Consider the following 14,998-nt stretch of genomic DNA (forward strand, 5'->3'; position numbering starts at 1 on the left):
TAATAAATCCAAAACCTTTTGTTTCATTGAAAAATTTTACTGTTCCTTCTTTTTGCATTATTTTATTTATTAAAGGCGCCAAGGTAGGTATAATTATCCGTAAAGCAAGTATTTTGTTTAGTCCGGAGGTCTGGAAAGTCTGGAAAGTCCGAAAGTGATCACTGATTTTAATTGATTAAAATGTTGAAACTGATGTTATTAAAACATCGTGGCTGATTGGCAGGTTGGTTTCATCCGGATTAGCGGAATCCTTTCCATTAGTTAAAATCCGAGCTTCATCTTTCGGTCTTCCGGACTTTACCGACTTGCGGACTTTCCTCAACTAATCTTTGGTCTCCAACCTCTAATATCTAATAATTAATTTATTCCCCCATCATTTTATTAAATACTATTTTTGCCCGAAAATGACCTGTTATATAAACAGGGGTCAGATAATTTATACAGATGAAGGCCTTTATTTTCGACCTTAACGGCACCATGATTGATGATATGACCTATCATACCAAAGCATGGCAAACTCTTTTAAATGATGAACTGGGGGGCAATTTTACCTGGGACGAGGTAAAACCGCAGATGTATGGAAAAAATCCCGAAGTACTGGTTAGGATGTTCGGCCCCGACCGTTTTACTTTGGACGAAATGAACCAGCTGTCGCTGGAAAAGGAAAAAAAATATCAGCTTGAATTTTTACCACACCTTAAGCTTTTACCCGGCTTAAATGAGTTTTTAGAAAACGCTTACAGGCAGGGGATCCCTATGGCAATAGGATCAGCAGCTATTCCTTTTAATATCGATTTTGTGTTGGATAACCTTAACATCAGGCACTATTTTAAAGTTATTGTAAGTGCCGATGATGTTATTTTAAGCAAACCCCATCCCGAAACTTATTTAAAGGCAGCAGCCCTATTAAACACAACACCAACCGATTGTATAGTATTTGAAGATGTACCAAAAGGCGCTGAAGCAGCGGAAAATGCAGGGATGAAGGCTGTTGTTATTACTACAACCCATAAACAGGAAGAATTCAATTACCTGCAAAATGTATTATGCTTTGCAAAGGATTTTGATGATGAGGCTGTGAAAGGACTAATTGCTCCTTCTTAAACATTACCTGCACACATCACAATTAAATATATTGTATCTTAGAGCGTTTTAGCCTATTATATGAACATTAAAATCCTATTACCTATATTAAGCATTGCCCTAATATTTGCATCATGCTCGCATGTTTATACGCCTGCACTTTATCACCAGGATATAGCCTATCAGCCAAAACCAACTTCGTTTGATACAGCAAAATCTTTAACCTACGTTTCTGCGGGCTTAGGCGGATACTCCAATACTAACCTCAATGACCTTTTGGTAAGTGGGCAGCTCAATGTAAGCCGTGGTCATGTTTTTGATAATTTCAATGTTGCTTATGGCGGTTTTGCTATTTTTGGCGACTACCAGAATGGCTCCAGCGATAAAACCCAGCCGAATTACTTTAGCGATAAATTTTTTGGCGCTGTAGGCGGCAGATTTTCAGCCAATGCTTTTGTAACAACAGGCAGAGCAGATTTCAGATTTATAGGTGTGGAAATGGCTTACAGTCACGAGTTTGGAGCCTATGCCGATTTCAGGAAATCAATAAATACTCAGGGAGGCTATTATGTTGACCCACGGACCGATCTGTTCACCATTGGCTTAACAACGGAGGTAATATTCCATAATCGGGATGATAATACTTTTCAGCATGGCATCCGTGGCTTTTTAGGTACAACAGTTGGTCACAATAATTTGGATGATACTTATTACAACGACCAAACTTCAACTGAAAGAATGTTCCGCAAGATCTTCCCTAAAGCCAGTTACTTTATAACTTTCAAAAACTACTTCGGCACATTTGAAGTGGGCAGTAACATTTTTGTAAGATTTGGGTATAAGTTTTAGGTTAGTGATTAGAGATCGGAGCTTAGTGATTAGAGATTGGTTTTGAATGCATCTTGTATCCTGGTCTTTATCAAAGATTTTTGTGGATAGTTTTAGGTAAAATCCAAAACAAAAACGCAATGATCCGCCAGCGTTTGGTAATATAAACCACATCCCTTTTATTTTCAATGGCTTTATAAATTTGAAGCGTTGCTTTTTCAACCGGGGCTACCCAAAACAAATTCTCGCCTGCAGCCATAGCAGTGTCTACAAAACCCGGACGAATATCTGTAACATAAATTGGCAGCTTTGTATTTTTTGCCTTTTGCCTTAAACCTTCAAGGTAGTTAATTTGATATGCTTTTGAGGCAAAATACGCCGGTGCCTGCCTGCTGCCCCGTATTCCTGCAATAGAAGTGATTGCTGCAAAATGGCCAAAGCCCTGCTTTTGGAATAAGTTAAAAGTCCAGTTTGCAACAGCGGTAAAACCTGCAACATTTAGCGCATTTATTTCCTGTTCAACGGCAGTATCAAGCGTTGGATTAATTTTGCCTGTTCCGGAACTTAACACCAGCAGGTCGAGGCCACCAAGTTCATCAGTGAGTTGCTTTAGTTGCAGTGGCACTGTGGCAATATCAGTTACATCAAAAACAGAGACGATAAAATGTTCAGGATTTGTTGCCTGCAGATTTAGCAATAGTTGGTCCCTTCTGCCGGTTATACCAACTTTATAGTCATTGGCAGCCAGTAAAACAGCAAGCTGTTGGCCAATACCGGATGAAGCGCCTACAACTATTGCCTTTTTCATGCTTGTTAAACCACTAAGTTGTCAATTTGTTATCCCTCCGAATAAACACTTGCCACCCTGTCTCTTAAATTATAACCGGAAGCCATAACCTCGCCGTAAGCGCCAGTTGTACGCACTGCAATTAAGTCGCCACGGAAAGATTCAGGCAGCTCCACATCTTTTTGAAAACAGTCAGTGCTTTCGCAGATGGGGCCTACGACATCGTATTTTAAGATTTGAGACGTGAGATTTGAGATATGAGATTCCTTACTTTCGGATTTTCCGACTTGCGGACTTCCGGACTTCCTACTGAGATTCTCTATCAAATGGTAAGCCTGGTAAAGCATTGGGCGGATCAGTTCCGTCATACCGGCATCTAAAACAAGAAAGTTCTTTTTTTGGCCGTTTTTTACATAAAGCACCCTTGAAATTAAGGATGCACTTTGGCCTACCAAAGCACGGCCTAATTCAAAATGCACTTCCTGCCCTGGTTTTACGTTCAAAAACTGTTTAAAAACTTTAAAATAGCTTTCAAAATCACTGATGCTGTTGGTGTCAGGGTTATGGTAATCAATACCTAACCCGCCACCTGTATTCAGTACCTTTACGGTAAAGCCGTGATCTTCAAACCAATCCTGGATCTCGTTAATGCGCGTACAAAGGCTTTTGTAAACCTCCATATCTGTAATCTGTGAACCAATATGAAAGTGGATCCCTAAAAACTGCAGGTTAGGGCAGTTACGCAGCGCGTCGGCTACTTCAGGAAGCTGCCAGGTGTTGATGCCAAATTTGTTTTCATCAAGACCTGTAGTTATAAAATGATGCGTATGTGCGTCAACATTTGGATTGATGCGGATAGCAATTTTGGCAATCTTATTTTTCGCTTTCGCCAAATCATTAATAACGATCAGTTCCTGAACCGATTCAGCATTAAAGCAAAAGATATCTTCATCAAGGGCCAGGTTTATCTCCTTGTCTGATTTTCCTACACCTGCAAAAACCACATTCTCTTTACCAAAGTTATGTGCAATGGCAGCCTTCACTTCATTACCACTAACACAATCGGCCCCAAAGCCATACTCCCTTATAATATCCAGAACTTTTGGGTTAAAATTGGCCTTCATGGCATAATGCACATGAAACCCATATTTTGATGATGCAGTGCGGCAAGCCTCCAATGTTTGGCGCAAAACATCAAGGTGATAATAATAGAAGGGTGTTTCTAATTGTTGAAAACGGGTTATGGTATTTGTATTGAACATCTTTTTTCTGAACCTTGATTTATGGGATTAATAGATTTCCCTGATTATAATTCTGGATATTTTAATTCCGAAATCGAAATTCCGACCTCCGAAATTAAAACAGCCTGTTATGTAAACTTCTTAATATTTCTACTTTATCTCCTGTACCGATCAGTAACGACATATTATGATCGCTGCCACCGTAGGAGATCATCCGGATTGGGATGTGTTTTACTGCTTCAAGCACACGGGAGGCATACCCGTGCTTCTCGGCACCAAAGTCGCCTACTACGCAAATAATGGTTTGGTCTTTATCAATATCAACGGTGCCGAACGCTAAAAGCTCCCTTTTTATATCCTCAAGATAAGTAGTATCGTCAATAGTTAATGACACGGCAACTTCCGAAGTGGTGATCATATCTATTGAAGTTCTATATCGCTCAAAAACCTCAAAAATGCGGCGTAAAAAGCCATGGGCTAAAAGCATTCTGCTCGACTGGATCTTGATAGCTGTAATATCGTCCTTGGCAGCTATGGATTTAATTCCATCCTTCTGACTGGCATCTGATATTAAAGTTCCCTGGGCATCAGGCTCCATAGTATTCAGTAACCTGACCGGGATCTTATATTTTTGAGCAGGAAACACACTTTGCGGATGCAGGATTTTGGCGCCGAAATAGGCCAGCTCTGCCGCTTCGTCAAACGAAAGCTGTGCTATGGGCTTTGTACCCTTAACAATCCTCGGATCATTATTGTGCATGCCGTCGATATCCGTCCAGATCTGCACCTCTTCACTGCGGATGCCTGCTCCTATTAATGATGCGGTATAATCACTGCCACCACGGCGCAGGTTATCAATCTCGCCAAAGCTGTTGCGGCAAATATAGCCTTGTGTAATAAATAAATTATTATCAGGGTATTTATCCAGCAAAGGCGTCAAGTGCGTGGTTATATATTCAACAATGGGCTCATTGTCCTCGTCAGTCTTCATAAAATCAAGCGCAGGCAACAATACCGAAGGCACGCCGATCTCTTTCAGGTAAACATGATATAAGGTTGTTGAAAGCAACTCACCCTGTGCCAGTATTACCTTCTGCTCAATTGAGGTGAACAGGTCATTCGCCAGGTTGCTAAGCAGTGCAAAATGATAATCAATAACTTCTTTACCTTGTTGCAGGTATTCAGATTTGGCAAATAATACTTTTATAAAACCTTCGTACTTATCTTTTAAGGCGGCAATAAGCGTTGATGCTTTACTTTTATTTTCTTCCAGGTAAGCCTGCCCAATCTCCACCAAACTATTTGTTGTGCCGGATACAGCTGACAATACTACGATCTGCCGTTGGGCCGGATCAATAATATCCAGCAGCTTTTTCATCCTTTCAGGACTCCCTACAGATGTTCCGCCAAATTTTAAAACCTTCATTTTTGTTCCTTTTAGCCACAAATTGACTCCTGTTATTGCATCAATTTTGAGGCGCTAAAAATAAGATTTTAAACCGCTTATAGCTAAACTTAAGCAAAATAAAATTTGGAACGGGTAGCGAAAGAATCGCGATAGCAGTAGAATATATTGTTAAAGAGCGAAAGACAGCTTGTGTTGATTTGTCTTTTTGTTTAGCTTTTTGCAGATTTAACCTTACCGGCAGTACTCGCCTTTTTTTCAGGAGCACCTTTCCCGTCAATAAACCGCTTTACCTTTTCCGAAAAAAGCAAAAAGCATCCTATTGCAAGCATGATTAGGCCATTGGTTACGTAAAACGTGCGGGTGTTTAGCCTGAAGATTTGGCCGGGTAAAAGAAATACTTTTTGCAGCTTACTCCAGCCTAAAAGATCGTTCAGTTTTAAAATATATATTAAAACAAATATCAACACTGAGTTTAACCAAAACCAGTTGCGTTTTAACGAGATCCTCCATGAAATAACATATGCTGCAATTGAACCCAAAAGTCCGGCTTGTGCAACAATCTTCATATCAAAATTCACTCTTGCTACATCATTTATTCGTGCTTCAACCGGCAAAAACACCAGGAAATTAAAATCGTACAAAAAAGACAGCGTTTGAAATGCATAGATAAAAAGCCAAAACGCTATAAAATGAATTATAAGCAGTTTTACATTAAATTTCGAGAAAAAGCTTTCCATTGTATTTATTAGGTTTATGCAATTATAAGATTTTGAAAGGAATTTATGTTCTAAAATAATATTTATCTATTACAAACAGGTTTCTGAATTTTTATAGATTTGAACATGAACAAAAAACTTATAATCTTCCTGCTTTTTTTAGCTTTTGGGCACCAATGTTATACCGTTAATGCTCAAAATTCAAGTGCAAAAACACAAACTCCGCTTTCTCAGCTACAACAGCAATTTGTAGACCTGCGTTTTGGGATGTTCATCCATTTTAACATTCCAACCTATATGAACCAGGATTGGCCTGATCCGGATGCATCGCCGGCCATTTTTAATCCCACAAAATTAAATTGCGATCAGTGGGCCAAAGCAGCAAAATCGGCCAATATGAGCTATGGCTGCTTAACTACCAAGCACCACAGTGGTTTCTGTATTTGGGACACCAAAACAACGGATTACAATGTAATGAACAGTCCGCTAAAAAAGGATGTGGTAAAGGAATTTACTGACGCATTTAGAAAGAATGGATTGAAAGTGATGTTATATTATTCCATACTGGATACACATCATCGCCTGCGCCCCAATATGATAAACCGCAAGCATATTGATATGGTGAAAGCCCAGATAACCGAGTTATTAAGCAATTACGGCGAAATTTCCGCTTTGATAATTGACGGCTGGGATGCACCATGGTCACGGATCTCTTATGATGATATTCCCTTTGAAGATATCTACAAGCTGATAAAATCATTACAGCCAAATTGCGTTTTGATGGATCTGAATGGCGCCAAATACCCGACTGAAGGCCTGTATTACAGTGATATAAAAACTTACGAAATGGGTGCAGGTCAGCGTATATCAAAAGAAAGCAATCACATGCCTGCATTAGCATGTTTACCTCTTCAAAAAGCCTGGTTCTGGAAAACAACCTTCCCTAACGAGCCTGTTAAGGATGTGGCAAAGCTGGTTAACGAAACCATTATCCCTTTAAACAACGTTGATTGTAATTTTATACTAAACGTTGCACCAAACCGTGATGGGTTATTTGATGATAATGCCCTTGCAGCTTTAAAAGAGATAGGTAAATTATGGCACAATGAAGGTCCGGTTAAAAAATTGCCCGAGCTTGATGCCCCTATTATATCATCAAACATTGCAAAAAAACAGCCATCAAGCTCAAGCTGGGCCGATGATAGCAATATAATGGATCAGGCTAACGATGACGATTTTACAACTTCATGGATCTCAAACCCAACCGTTGAAAAACCATGGTACGAAATTAATTTTGACCGCGACAAGGCTTTCAATGCCATCAGCATTGCCGAAGAGAAGGCTAACATCAGCAATTACCGCCTGGAGTATTTTGCCAACGGCGTGTGGAAACCCTTATTTAATGGAGAAAACAGCAAACGCGTAAAAGTTAACCGTTTCGACAGGGTGTGGGGGAGCAAGGTAAGGATGTGGATAGATAAATCAGATCACCAGGCATCAATTGCAGAGTTTGGGGTTTATGATGAACAGAGGTAGTAATTAGAGGTTAGAGATTAGTTAAACCGCTTTGATGCTGATAAAAATGGTCTCTAATCTCTAATTAAGAGCGTTCGAAAGATTTATAATCCTTCATTTTTATTACCACAACGTTAAAAAAATTACGAGAGGCATAGCCTCGACCTATATTGTAACAACGGATTTTAATCCGTTGGCTATAAAAGCAGATAAAAAAGAACCATAGGTTCGGTCCGTATAACTGCGTGCAAAAAGGTAAATGCTTCCTAAGATCGATATGCATCGTGCCGATGGCACTGCGGATGTGTGGCATGATAGTTCTCAACGGGTTGAAACCCGTTGTTACAAAATGTATCGAGCCGAAGGCTCTTACTGTAAGAGACAACGAATCTTTCGAACACTCATAATCTCTAATTTCTAACATCCGCCCAAACCCTGTTTTCTACTGTTATCCTTACACTCAACATAGCAGCATTTAAAACAGTAAATATTATGGCCGTGTAATATAAATGAAATACAAGCGGGATGAAGGCTATCTCGCAAACAACTTCCATATAATTAGGGTGCTTTAAAAATTTGTAGGGCCCGCGTTTTATAGGGTAAACACCGGGGATCCGGTAGATCTTTGTATTCCAATATTTCCCCAGGGACGACAGGGCCCAAAACTTAAACAGTAAAACTGCCAAAAAGATGGCCAGGAAAATCCAGCTGATCTCGGTTCCTCCTCTTAAATTATACTCCGCTATAATTGAAACAATAAACAGCGTATGCATAGCTATCATAAACGGGTAATGGCTTTGCCCGTATTGAATTGCACCCTGGCTTAGTAACCATTTCTCGTTCCGGCGCGCTATAAGCAATTCAGAAAGCCGCTGGATTATCAGGAAGGATATGAATATGGTGAAGTACATTGTTAAAGTTGATTGAGTGAGCGGTTGATTCGGTTGGTTTTTGATCAGGTTTTTTAATTATTGAGTTGAAAACTTAATCAACTCAATCCAACCCAATCTAACTTAATCAACTAATCTTCAACAGCACCATCTCGCTCGAAAAACCGGGCCCCATGGAAAGCATTAAGCCATATCCCTCTTCAAAACCTTCACGCATAAATTTTTCAAGCACATACAATACTGTTGCACTCGACATGTTGCCATAATCATTCATTACTTCACGGGTTGTTTTCAGAAAATCGCCTTCAACACGCAAAGTGTCCTGGTAAGCATCAAGCACTTTTTTACCACCTGGATGAAAAATAAAGTTCTTTATATCGCTCATTTGCAGCTGGTGTTTTGATAAAAACTCGTCAATGTCTTCTTTTATATGTTCATTAATAAATGTGGGAATATCTTTTGAAAACAGCACCTTAAAACCAGTGTCCTGAAAATCCCAGCCCATAACCTCCAATGAATCGTAATACAATTTACTGGATGACCCTATAAAGGTAACCTCATTATTATTTTTATGATTATCGCCTTTTATAATACAGGCTGCTATACCATCAGAAAATAAGCTGGAGCCAATAAAATTACTTTTGCTGTAATCGCTTTTTATTAAGGTTAAAGAGCAAAGTTCAACGGCTACCAGCAACACTACAGCATCGGGATTAGCTTTTGCCACAGTATTTGCCTTTGCCATGCCTGATACGCCTCCACCGCAGCCAAGGCCCCATAAAGGCGAGCGGTTAACGTGCGGATTGAGCCGCATTTTATTAATGATCAGGCCATCAAGACTGGGGGTTGCAAGGCCGGTTGTTGAAACAAACAGGATATCGGTAATATCTTCTTTGGCAATGCCTGCTTTCGTAATGCAGTCCTCTACGGCCTGTACGGAATAATCTAAGGCTGTTTTTATGTAGTCGTTATTCCGCTCCTCAAAAGTGTTCGGTTTTTCGTAATAACTGAGTGGTTTGCAAAAGTTACGGTATTTGATCTCTGTATTATCAAACGCAAAGATCAGGCGCTTTGCTTCAGGGAAGTTCTTCGAAAATAACTCCAGCGCCTGCTTCTTAGCTTCTGATTGATCTGTTTTATATGGTAAGTCTATTTTTGCTGTTGCTGCTATAAAGGGCATATACGTTTATTTATAAGTACGTAGCCATTAACATGCCAGTTGCTTCATAGTAGAAAAAATAACTAAAAAGAATAACACAATCTGTTATTCACTCCCTGATAATATACCCAACAGTAAAAGCTACATAACTAAAATTAGCCCCAATAACATTGTAGGTCCCGGTAAATCTGATATGCCCTGCTTCAAACCCTATCCTCCCTAAAAAACCCAGTTTTATCGTGCCGTAGCCCGAGGTATATAGCTCTTCCCCACTGGAATTTTCAAGAATATAATGACGTGTGAACAAGCCCCCGCCCATACCTAAAAAAGGTTTGATCTTTCCTTTGGCAAAATAGTATTCGCCGGTTAAGGTTGTAGATCCAAAAAAAGAAAATAGCTCATCATTATATTGAGCCTGGTACCCTAAAAAAGCACCCTCGAACCTTACTCCAACTGTAAAATTATCAGATAAATAATAATGTGGCTCTACCGCAAGGGTAACTCCGGGCTTTACCCCAAAGCCCTCTGTAGGTTTGGCATAGCCGGCGCCGATATCAGCTTTAAAAGTTCCCCCAGGTGTTTGTGCATCAACAGAAAAAACAACACTAAATAATGCGAATAGTAGTAACAGTTTTTTCATGAATGGTTATAAGTACCATAAACTTACGGAATTATGAACGCTCCGTAAGTTTTTTAGCACACATATTATCGCATCAAAACAGCAAACTTATTGCTATAATCCTTTAGCTGGGCCTGTAATTGTTTACTTAATTCCATTTCATTGTTGTTCCGCGTAGTATCTGCCATTCCGTTTAACAGCTGTACGCCAAGCTGAACGGTACGCTGATCAATATTTGGTTTATTATTTTGCAACAGGTTATAGTTATAATCCAGCTGGTCTGAAATAAAATTGGCAACACCTTTTACGTATCTGGTGCCTAAAGCTTTATCGCCAAGGTTATACGCATTTTCTGCAAGGAAAAATTTTTGTGCAGCCGTATCAATATCAGGGTTAATGTCAGGCATTTGTTCATCAAATTTATGAACAGCTTTTAATGCAAGGTCGCGGTGTCCGTTCTTTATAAGGCCTTGTGCCAGGTCATTAAATGTAATTTCCATTGTCAGGTAAAACTGGGTTAATGCCACATCATCCAGGTATTTTGCTTTTTTATAGTTACCGAACTTAAATTTGTGCACTACATTGTTATACATCACCAGGCTATTGGTCTTCGTTCCCTGACCGGTTGATTTGTCCGTTTCCGCTTTAAACGGGATCAGATGATAAACAAAACCCTCTTTGTACAAGTAAGGCTGTAAGCCAAACATGGCTTCGGAACCCATAGTTGTAGTAAAGCAAATTGGCCGCTCCCACTTATTGTGGGCCAGCATATCAATCATGGCCAGGTTATCTTTGGTCACATAATTTGAGTTGTATTTCCATTCCATAACATCGGCCAGCTTATTCTTTTGTTCGGGAGTAACCACGCCATTTTTAACCACTTCGTCGGGGTTAACCGTTAACTTAAAGTTTTTGGTTGGCAAATAGTTTAGTACATCCCCGCTTTGGTAGCTTACCTTGGTACGGCTGTCATCAGATGTTATGAAATCAAAAATATCTTTCAACTCAACTGATCCCGGGATCTTGGCATCATTAAAATAGATCACATCGCGTGTGCCGGCCTTATACTTATCAAAAGGAAGGGTAACAGGCAGTGGTGCAGATTGGTTCATCTTCTTTTGCATTTGGTGAATGTACCAATCACCGCTAAAAAGGCTCATACAAACAATACGTACATCGGGCCTTATGCCTTCAACTTCCTGGTCATACCATAACGAGTAGGTGTCATTATCGCCATTGGTAAACAGGATAGCATTTTTTGGGCACGATATTAAATAGTTGTAAGCCATATCATGCGGGATAGTTTTGGTTGACCGGTCATGCCCCTTCCATTCTTTAAACGCCAATAACACCGGCACCGCCAGCATACATATGGCAAACGAGCCTATTGCGGCAAGCCTTGCATTGAGCTTTTTCCGGGCAATTTCTGCAAAGGCAATAAAACCCAATCCTATCCATATAGCAAATGCATAAAAAGAGCCGACATATGAATAATCACGCTCGCGGGGCTGGACCGAATTTTGATTTACATAAAGCACAATAGCTATTCCGGTGAAAAAGAAAAGCAGTGCTATTACCAGCGCATCGCGTTTTTTGCGTCTAAAGTGATAAGCAGCACCCAGCAAACCCAATATAAACGGTAAGGCATATAAAGGTGCATAATTGGTTCCCTGCGTTATTGATTTTGGCAGATGTTTGGAGCCGTCAAGAATACCGCTCGTCCAGTTGCCGTTAACATCCTGTGAGCTAAACTGTCCGTTCATTTGATTATATCGGCCAACAAAGTTCCACAAAAAGTAGCGGGCATACATCTGGTACATTTGCCAGCTGAACATCCACTTCAGGTTATCCGCAAACGTAGGCGCCTGTCCATCGGCCAGGTTTAACCATTGTTTATAAAATTGTAAGTTCTGCGCATAATACGGGTCTGATTCCGTACTCCATATCCGTGGCAAAAAGGTAGTATGATCATACACATAATCCGATTTTTTACCGGCGCTTTCATACGTTGCTTTTCCTCTCGAATAAATAGTATTGCCATCTTTTTGATCTATAATTTTGGCATCAAAATATGGGCCTGATAACAATGGGGTTTCACCATACTGGATCCTGTTGAGGTAGCTGTACAGAGTAAAAGCGTTATCAGGATGTGAATTATTCAGATCGGTATTGGCAGTTGCCCTGATGGGGATATAAACAAATGAGCTATAGCCAAAATAAATAAAGGCAACACACAAAAGTGCAAGGTTTAACATTGGTTTTTTATTGCGGATGCTATACCAGATCCCTGCTGCAACTGCGCCCATCAGCAATAAAAAGAAAAAAGCGGCACCGCTGCCAAAGCCCATTCCTAATGAGTTTACAAAGAAGAGATCTGCCCAGGCGGCAAAATATATGGTGTATCCCCTTATCCCGAACTGAACAAGCCCAAGTATAACTATGCTTATTAAAAAAGCGATAATGCCGCGTTTAACCGTGATGTTATTATACCTGCGAAAATAGTAAACCATGGCAATGGCCGGGATGGTTAGCAAATTGAGTAAATGGATCCCTATTGACAGGCCCACTATGTAAGCAATAAGCACTATCCATTTATCAGCTCCTGCCTCGTCAGCATGGGCATCCCACTTTAATATTGCCCAAAAAACAACCGCCGTACATAATGATGAAAGCGCAAATACAATGGTTTCAACAGCCGAAAACCAAAAGGTATCGGTATAGGTAAATGCCAGTGCGCCTACTAAACCTGCACCCATAATTAAATAAAGGTGTGAGTTTTCAATCTCTTCTCCCCTGCCATTCAACAGTTTTTTGGCCAATGCGGTTATCGTCCAAAATAAAAACATAATGGTTGCCCCGCTGGCCAATGCTGACATTAAATTAGTAAAGTATGGCACTTTTGCATTGTCACCAAATGATAAAAGTGAAAATACTTTGCCCAGCATGGCAAATAAAGGATAGCCCGGTTGGTGCGATACCTGCAAACGATAAGCGCAAGAAATAAATTCGCCGCAATCCCAAAAGCTTACGGAGGGTTCTAAAGTAAGGATGTAGGTTGCTGACGCAATTGCAAAGCAAAGCCAGCCTAAAAGGTTATTGATCTTTTTGTAATGCATGGAGATGGTGTGTGTAGAGTTTAGTCATTAAGTTGATTGAATTATGTTTAGTTGGTTAGATTTAATAATGTTTTTCTAATCAACCAATACACCAATTTCCACCTAATTTTTTAATCCTTATTGAAATTTAACACCTGTTAACATACTTTAACAAAAAACCGGGCTGATTTAACACTTGCAGAAGTCTTTTGATATTTACACTTGATCTATTGAAAGACAAATGGTTAGCATTATTTTTATAAAAAATACTTATAGAAAGGATAAACTGGCGGGTAGTATGGTGATGGAATCAATAAATTAATTTTCGGCCATCTGCTTATTTTTAAGCTCTTCAATCTTATCGTCGATTATTTGTATTGACTGCTGAAGTGTGTTGAGGTATAGGTTGGATGGATGATCGTCGTCACCAGACATCGTTAAATAATTAAGAACTTCAGTAATTCTTTCTTTTGATCGGTGGAATTTATTTAAATCGGCCATAACCAAATTATTTAATTAGCCCTTTTACGGTTCAGGTTACGCAACAGTTCCAAAAGCTTATCAACAATGTTAGTTTTATTAACATTGTTACATAAATGTTACATAGCACTATGAATTTCAGCAAATAGCACAATAAAAAAGCCGGTATACAATACCGGCTCCTAATATCAATACAAAAGTTTTTTAAATTTACTCGTTTTCAATTGCCGAAAATGCTTCTAACAGAACATTCCATTTGTGGTTTTTATCTAATTCCCAAATACGAACGTAGTTAAAATTACTTACAATGCTTCCTTTTTTAATTCGGGCTTTCCCATAGGTATAAGCAAGATCATTACTGGTTGAACGGCCACCGTTAACTGTTTGGGCACTGATGGAGATCCCTTCGTTATCAATAAACTTCATTACCTGCTCCCGCCCGGTTAATGGGTCAAAGCCCGGAAAGTAGTAATGTCCCTCAAGGCTTAAAAACTCCTTATAAGTTGCCAATGTTGAAATTGTTAATGAATGATTAAACAACTCGTCAGTAGCCAGGATGATCTTTTTGCCATTAAACGGATCTTTGCTTGGAGCAACTTTCTTATCCGGCTCAGGACTCCTGAAATCTGTTAAAGCTTCTTTTTCCGGTTCAGGGTGTTGTATGCCAAGGTCAATCAGTAGCTTAAACTTGCCTTCGCTGTCATTACGCCAAATTGAAACATAGTCGCCAAATACTTTATCATCATCGGTTTTACCATTTTGATAAATATATGGGCCGGCAGAAAATGCAAGATCGCCATTGCCGGAGATCCTGGCAAAATCAGGCTTCCAGCTTAGGGAGCCCGCCTGCTTATCAATATTGTTATAAAACTCTGTGATACTAACAGCATCTGGCTTAAAAACAATGCCTTCAGGGTCAGCAACAGCTAAAAATGCATTTTTTATACCTTTTCGCTCAACCAGTTTATTGAAACTTTTCTCTGCATCTATAACCTTATTTACATTAACAGGTTCGGTAGTTTGCGCAATTGATACTTTATTTAAGCCGATTAATATAATTGCGGCTAATAATATTCTTTTCATTATTTTTTTATAGATATATGGGCAAATTTATAATAATTTATCAGGCGGCAGTTTATTAAATCAAATCTGACAAAATGAAATAATTTATTTTACA

General features: G+C 39.5%; 13 protein-coding genes. 3 read left to right on the forward strand and 10 right to left on the reverse strand.

The features are described 5' to 3' along the window. Positions 1-444: 444 nt before the first annotated feature. Positions 445-1,104 carry an HAD family phosphatase gene (locus JWQ54_RS10635; RefSeq protein WP_299584250.1) on the forward strand — a complete coding sequence of 220 codons (660 nt, stop codon included), beginning with the start codon at positions 445-447 and terminating at the stop codon, positions 1,102-1,104. A 60-nt stretch (positions 1,105-1,164) separates the two neighbouring features. Continuing rightward, positions 1,165-1,932, forward strand: a complete 768-nt coding sequence (locus JWQ54_RS10640) for a hypothetical protein (RefSeq protein ID WP_299584253.1) — start codon at positions 1,165-1,167, stop codon at positions 1,930-1,932. Between the two features lie 70 nt (positions 1,933-2,002). Here JWQ54_RS10640 and JWQ54_RS10645 read toward each other — a convergent pair whose 3' ends face one another. The 4 genes from JWQ54_RS10645 to JWQ54_RS10660 all read right to left on the reverse strand — a co-directional run bounded on the left by JWQ54_RS10645 (position 2,003) and on the right by JWQ54_RS10660 (position 6,084). Further along, positions 2,003-2,719, reverse strand: a complete 717-nt coding sequence (locus JWQ54_RS10645) for an SDR family NAD(P)-dependent oxidoreductase (RefSeq protein WP_299584256.1) — start codon at positions 2,717-2,719, stop codon at positions 2,003-2,005. 29 nt (positions 2,720-2,748) lie between these two features. Further along, positions 2,749-3,960 carry a diaminopimelate decarboxylase gene (gene lysA / locus JWQ54_RS10650; protein WP_299584259.1) on the reverse strand — a complete coding sequence of 404 codons (1,212 nt, stop codon included), beginning with the start codon at positions 3,958-3,960 and terminating at the stop codon, positions 2,749-2,751. A 94-nt stretch (positions 3,961-4,054) separates the two neighbouring features. Further along, the gene (locus JWQ54_RS10655; RefSeq protein ID WP_299584262.1) at positions 4,055-5,365 is read right to left on the reverse strand and encodes an aspartate kinase; all 1,311 of its coding nucleotides are present in this window, start codon (positions 5,363-5,365) and stop codon (positions 4,055-4,057) included. 191 nt (positions 5,366-5,556) lie between these two features. Beyond that, a complete protein-coding gene (locus tag JWQ54_RS10660) occupies positions 5,557-6,084 on the reverse strand; it encodes a hypothetical protein (protein ID WP_299584265.1) in 528 nt (175 codons plus the stop codon). A gap of 105 nt (positions 6,085-6,189) precedes the next feature. Between JWQ54_RS10660 and JWQ54_RS10665 the strand changes: the two genes are divergently transcribed. Next, positions 6,190-7,599: an alpha-L-fucosidase gene (locus JWQ54_RS10665; protein ID WP_299584268.1), complete on the forward strand. Its 1,410-nt coding sequence runs from the start codon at positions 6,190-6,192 to the stop codon at positions 7,597-7,599. A gap of 389 nt (positions 7,600-7,988) precedes the next feature. On the opposite strand, the gene JWQ54_RS10670 is transcribed toward JWQ54_RS10665, so the two are convergent. From JWQ54_RS10670 to JWQ54_RS10695, 6 genes are all read right to left on the reverse strand, one after another. Beyond that, positions 7,989-8,489: an isoprenylcysteine carboxylmethyltransferase family protein gene (locus tag JWQ54_RS10670; RefSeq protein ID WP_299584271.1), complete on the reverse strand. Its 501-nt coding sequence runs from the start codon at positions 8,487-8,489 to the stop codon at positions 7,989-7,991. A 106-nt stretch (positions 8,490-8,595) separates the two neighbouring features. After that, positions 8,596-9,648 carry a 3-oxoacyl-[acyl-carrier-protein] synthase III C-terminal domain-containing protein gene (locus JWQ54_RS10675; protein WP_299584274.1) on the reverse strand — a complete coding sequence of 351 codons (1,053 nt, stop codon included), beginning with the start codon at positions 9,646-9,648 and terminating at the stop codon, positions 8,596-8,598. Positions 9,649-9,736: 88 nt separating this feature from the next. Then, a complete protein-coding gene (locus JWQ54_RS10680; protein WP_299584277.1) occupies positions 9,737-10,267 on the reverse strand; it encodes a hypothetical protein in 531 nt (176 codons plus the stop codon). 65 nt (positions 10,268-10,332) lie between these two features. Further along, complete coding sequence (locus JWQ54_RS10685) at positions 10,333-13,362, reverse strand: DUF2723 domain-containing protein (RefSeq protein WP_299584280.1); 3,030 nt, start codon at positions 13,360-13,362, stop codon at positions 10,333-10,335. 297 nt (positions 13,363-13,659) lie between these two features. Further along, positions 13,660-13,842 carry a hypothetical protein gene (locus JWQ54_RS10690; protein WP_299584283.1) on the reverse strand — a complete coding sequence of 61 codons (183 nt, stop codon included), beginning with the start codon at positions 13,840-13,842 and terminating at the stop codon, positions 13,660-13,662. A 189-nt stretch (positions 13,843-14,031) separates the two neighbouring features. Then, positions 14,032-14,904: a hypothetical protein gene (locus tag JWQ54_RS10695; protein WP_299584286.1), complete on the reverse strand. Its 873-nt coding sequence runs from the start codon at positions 14,902-14,904 to the stop codon at positions 14,032-14,034. Between the last annotated feature and the right edge of the window lie 94 nt (positions 14,905-14,998).

The sequence above is a fragment of the Mucilaginibacter sp. genome (assembly GCF_028288225.1).
Taxonomy (GTDB): domain Bacteria; phylum Bacteroidota; class Bacteroidia; order Sphingobacteriales; family Sphingobacteriaceae; genus Mucilaginibacter.

Coding starts and splice junctions, on each gene's coding strand:
- JWQ54_RS10635 (WP_299584250.1), top strand. CDS start 445: ATGAAGGCCTTTATTTTCGACCTTAACGGCACCATGATTGATGATATG.
- JWQ54_RS10640 (WP_299584253.1), top strand. CDS start 1,165: ATGAACATTAAAATCCTATTACCTATATTAAGCATTGCCCTAATATTT.
- JWQ54_RS10645 (WP_299584256.1), bottom strand. CDS start 2,719: ATGAAAAAGGCAATAGTTGTAGGCGCTTCATCCGGTATTGGCCAACAG.
- lysA (WP_299584259.1), bottom strand. CDS start 3,960: ATGTTCAATACAAATACCATAACCCGTTTTCAACAATTAGAAACACCC.
- JWQ54_RS10655 (WP_299584262.1), bottom strand. CDS start 5,365: ATGAAGGTTTTAAAATTTGGCGGAACATCTGTAGGGAGTCCTGAAAGG.
- JWQ54_RS10660 (WP_299584265.1), bottom strand. CDS start 6,084: ATGGAAAGCTTTTTCTCGAAATTTAATGTAAAACTGCTTATAATTCAT.
- JWQ54_RS10665 (WP_299584268.1), top strand. CDS start 6,190: ATGAACAAAAAACTTATAATCTTCCTGCTTTTTTTAGCTTTTGGGCAC.
- JWQ54_RS10670 (WP_299584271.1), bottom strand. CDS start 8,489: ATGTACTTCACCATATTCATATCCTTCCTGATAATCCAGCGGCTTTCT.
- JWQ54_RS10675 (WP_299584274.1), bottom strand. CDS start 9,648: ATGCCCTTTATAGCAGCAACAGCAAAAATAGACTTACCATATAAAACA.
- JWQ54_RS10680 (WP_299584277.1), bottom strand. CDS start 10,267: ATGAAAAAACTGTTACTACTATTCGCATTATTTAGTGTTGTTTTTTCT.
- JWQ54_RS10685 (WP_299584280.1), bottom strand. CDS start 13,362: ATGCATTACAAAAAGATCAATAACCTTTTAGGCTGGCTTTGCTTTGCA.
- JWQ54_RS10690 (WP_299584283.1), bottom strand. CDS start 13,842: ATGGCCGATTTAAATAAATTCCACCGATCAAAAGAAAGAATTACTGAA.
- JWQ54_RS10695 (WP_299584286.1), bottom strand. CDS start 14,904: ATGAAAAGAATATTATTAGCCGCAATTATATTAATCGGCTTAAATAAA.